This is a genomic window from Pseudomonas sp. RL_105y_Pfl2_101 (assembly GCF_963970585.1).
In the GTDB taxonomy this organism is placed as follows: domain Bacteria; phylum Pseudomonadota; class Gammaproteobacteria; order Pseudomonadales; family Pseudomonadaceae; genus Aquipseudomonas.
Genome location: NZ_CAXAPG010000079.1, coordinates 1 through 4,342 on the forward strand (window position 1 = coordinate 1; position 4,342 = coordinate 4,342).

The following is a 4,342-nucleotide window of genomic DNA, read 5'->3' on the forward strand; positions in this document are numbered from 1 at the left end:
GCGGGTGCTGACACACCAGTGATAGCTACGGCCTCTTTCCCCGCGCGCACCCAATCTTAAGCCGAGCACTTGTTTGCTGCGCGACAGCGCAGCGTCGAAGACGCGGCGGGGACTCCCTCGCCACAAAGGCAAAACCCGCCATGTCCAGACCGGAGATGGCGGGTTTTGTCGTTTCAGCTCACCTCACACGGTGTCCACTTTCAACGAATGGTCATTCAACATGCCGTTGATGATGGTCGCCGTATCCGCCCCGCCCGCGATCATCCCGCCTGCGCCGGGTGTGACGCCGTAATGACTGGCGAGGTTGACGCCGGCCAGGTCGATGGTCTGGTTCGGCGTGGCGCCGGCAATGGCACTGATATCGATGCTGGTGACGACCGAAGCACCGCTGCCGCTCACGCTGAAATGCAGATAATCATCCAGTGACGCCGCGCTGCCGTTCTCCCCTTGCAACAGCTGGGACAGGTCGAGTTTGTCGACGCCGGGGGCGAAGTCCGTGATCACGTCGTGACCGCTGTTGCCTGCCTGCCATTGAAAGGTATCGGCACCGCTGCCGCCAGTGAGCGTGTTGTTGCCCAGGCCGCCGATCAGCAGGTCATCGCCGCCACCGCCATTGAGCACGTCATGGCCCAATCCACCGTTGATGCGGTTGCTGACGCCATCGCCGGTGAGGGTGTCGTTGAAGTTCGAACCCATCAGGTTTTCGATGCCTGCCAGTGTGTCGGTGCCGGCGCCAAGGGTGTTCTGCGCCGCCAGCAGGCCCAGGTTGACGGCGACCCCGGCGGTCGCGTGAGCATAGCTCGCGGTGTCGTTGCCCGTACCGCCGTCAAGCAGATCATTCCCCGCGCCACTGTAGAGCAAGTCATTGCCTGCCCCGCCGTGCAGGGTGTTGTTGCCCGAGCCCGCGCTGAGTATGTCGTTGCCGTCGCCCGCATTGAGGATGTTGTCACCGTTGCCGGCGATCAGCACATCGTCACCGGTGGTGCCCGTCAGGGTATGGCCCGCCTGGTAGCTGATGTCCACCGCCGCGCTGTCGCTACCGCCATGGTTGTCGCTGGCGGTGTAGCTGCCGTGGTAATCCGGTGTGCTGTCCTGCGCCCCCGCATAGTCAACGGTCAGGGTCAGTTGATAGTTTTCCGCCGCTTTGGAATTACCGCCGCCGGGATTGGGGATGTTGGTGACGTGGATCTGGTAGTTGCCATCCGCTGCCGCGGTGAAAGAAGCGCCATCGTTGATCGCAATGAATGGCCCGCCGTTGAGTGAATACTCCATCGCAATGCGACCGGCCGAAAGGTTGTGGTCCAGGGTGAGGGTTTCGCCCTGCTTGAGGCTGATGTTGAGCCGGTCTTCATCGTTGGCGTTGTTATTGGACACCATCCCCAGTGCACCGCTGACCACCAGCATCGCCGTCATGCTCGCGGTATTGGCGACGAAGGCACTGCGGCTGAGGTTGATCGACTGCACGTTGTTGCCGGTGAAACTGGCCGTGCCGGTGCTGCCAGTGAAATCCCCGCCTTTGGCGGTCCAACCGGTATTGAAACTGGTGGGTGAGGCGGTGAGCGGATCGCCGTTGGCGTCGCTGTCGTTGCCCAGCAGCAATTCGCCCGGTACCACGATGTTGCCTGACAGCACGTTGGTGATGATGTTGTCGTCCATCGCCACGGGAGGGCTGTTGGGCACGACGTTGATCACCAGGCTGGAACTGGCCAGATCGCCATCGTTGTCACTGACGGTGTAGCCGATGTTTTCGCTGATCAATACGCTCGTGGCAGTCTGGGAGGTATAGCTGAACGCACCGGTATCAAGGTTGATCACCAGGGTACCGTCATGGGCGGTGGCAATGCTCAACGTGTTGGTGGACGTATTGAAACTGCCGTGGTTGACCCCGCCGCTGGCGCTCAGTGCACCCTGACCGCCGTTGGCTGCGGGGTCATAGCTGTACGTAGTGCCATCGACCACCAGGCTTTTTACAAACCCGCCATCGGCGCCAAACGAGCCACCCTCGCCCAACAGGCTGCCGGTGACCGGTATGCCTTGCACGGTGCCAGAAAGCACCGAGTTGAGCTGGTTCAGGTCGGTCACCACCACCGCGTTGGTATTGGTGTGGGTGCTGCCGTCGTAGGCCAGCGGGTCGAGGTGGGCGTTGCTGACGCCGCTGCCCAGGCCGATGGCGTAGTTCTTGATGCCATTGGCGTCGAGGAAGGCTTTCCATGCGGCCTCATCTGCCGCACCGGTTTCCTGGCCCGAGGTGGGTTTGCCATCGGAGAAGAAGTAGCCGATGTTCTGCGCCCCGGTCAGTTGCCCGGACGTGACAAACGCAGTCTTGGCTACCGCCACCGCCGCGTCGTAGTTGGTCCCGCCACCCGCCGACAGGCTCGAGAGAAGCGACTTGGCAGTCGCCACGTCGACCCACACCGAAGTCTGGTCGGTGGCACTGCTGCTGAACGTCACGAGCTGGACTTTCACATCCCCCAGGTCATCGTATTTATCGAGCAAGGCGCTGATTGCCTGTTTCGCCAGGTCCAAGCGCGAAAGCCCCGGCACACCAGAGTCATCGGCCATGCTGCCGGACACGTCGAGCACGATCAGCAGGTTCGAATCGATCTGCACCGCCGTGACCGAACGCTCGGACGCAATGGCCATTGGCACGTCATCGACGATGCTGACCACCAGACTGCCGGTGGTGCTGTTGCCCAGGGAATCCGTGGCCTGATAGGTGAAGCTTTCGCTCAGCACGTTCGGGCCATCATTGGCAGGGGGCGTGGTGTTGGCTGGCGAGGTCAGGGTGTAGGTGTACGAACCATCAGGCTGGAGCAGCAACTGGCCGTAGGCGCCGCTGGCGTTGCCCACCAGCGTGTACGTGACGGCGCCAGTGGCACCGCTGACTGAACCGACCAAGGTACCGCTGGCGGTTTCGCTGGTAGCACTCGGGTCGCTGCCGGTGACGGTGCCAGGAGCCAGGTCCTGGCCGTCCTGGGTCAGGTCGAGGGCTTTTTCGTAGACCGTGATGTCGTGGTCGGTTGCTGCAACGAGACAGCTGTTGTGCACGTCAATGCTGATGGTGGTGGTGCTTTCATCACCATCGGCATCACGCACGGTGTAGGTGAATACATCGGTCGCGCCGGGTGCGACGACAGAGTCGGGGTTGCTGTGGTAGACGGCGTTGCCATTGGCGTCCAGGGTCAGGTAACCATAGGTGCCGTTGATCTGGTTGTTGAGACCACCGACAGCGGAGGTTGAAGTGTCATTGCCGGCGCGTACACCGATCACCACGCCACCGTCTGCGCCAAGCACGTCGTTGCCCAGCACGTTGCCGTTGACCGTGCCGCCCTCCACCACCGAGGCGAAATCGGCATGGGCGTTGGGCACGTCGTCGACAATATCGATGACGATGGTGCTGGTGACTGTGTTGCCCAGCGAGTCCGTGGCTTGGTAGGTGAAGCTTTCGCTCAAGACGTTGGGGCCATCGTTGGCCTGGGGCGTCGTCGTGGCCGGCGAGGTCAAGGTGTAGGTGTACGAACCATCAGGCTGGAGCGACAGTTGACCGTAGGCACCGGTGGCATTGCCCACCAAGGTAAAGGTCACCGCACCGATGGCGCCAGTCACCGAGCCGACAAGGCTGCCGCTGGCGGTCTCGCTGGTAGCACTCGGGTCACTGCCGGTGACGGTGCCAGGGGCCAGGTCCTGGCCGTCCTGGGTCAGGTCGAGGGCTTTTTCGTAGACGCTGATTTCGTGGTCCGACGTGGCAACGATGCAGCTTTCGTGAACATCGATGGTGATGGTGGTGGTGCTTTCATCGCCATCGGCATCGCGCACAGTGTAGGTGAACACATCGGTCGCGCCTGGGGCACTGACGGTGTTGGGGTTGCTGTGATAGACGGCGTTGCCGTTGGCGTCCAGGGTCAGGTAGCCGTAGGTACCGTTGATCTGGGTATTCAAGCCGCCAAGCGCAGGAGTCGAAGTGTCGTCGCCAGCACGCACGCCGACCACGGCACCACTCGCGGCAGGCCCGTCGGCACCGCCTTCGTCGTTGTTCAGGACGTTGCCACTGACCGTCCCGCCCTCATCCACCGAGGCGGAATCAGCGTGAGCGGTCGGCAGGTCATCGACAATGTTCACGTCCAGATTCCCGTTGGCGATGGTGCCGTTGTCGTCGGTGGCGACGACCGCAAATTGCTCGCTGAGGCTGTTGGCGCCGTTGGCGTTTGGATGGGCTTCATTGTCCAGCAGCGTGTAGCTGTAACTGACCACCCCAGTCGCAGCGTTGAAACCGGTGATGGTCAGGGTGTTGCCCAGCGCGGTGGTAATCGATTGTGGGAAACCGGCTGCCACACCGCCCGTC

The 4,342-nt window shown here is 62.3% G+C and carries 1 protein-coding gene; it reads right to left on the minus strand.

All coding sequences use genetic code 11. The annotated features are described in order from the left end of the window. Nucleotides 1-183 precede the first annotated feature (183 nt). Nucleotides 184-4,342: Ig-like domain-containing protein (locus tag AACY31_RS28215; protein WP_339505579.1), on the minus strand; the 4,159-nt coding region annotated here is incomplete at its 5' end.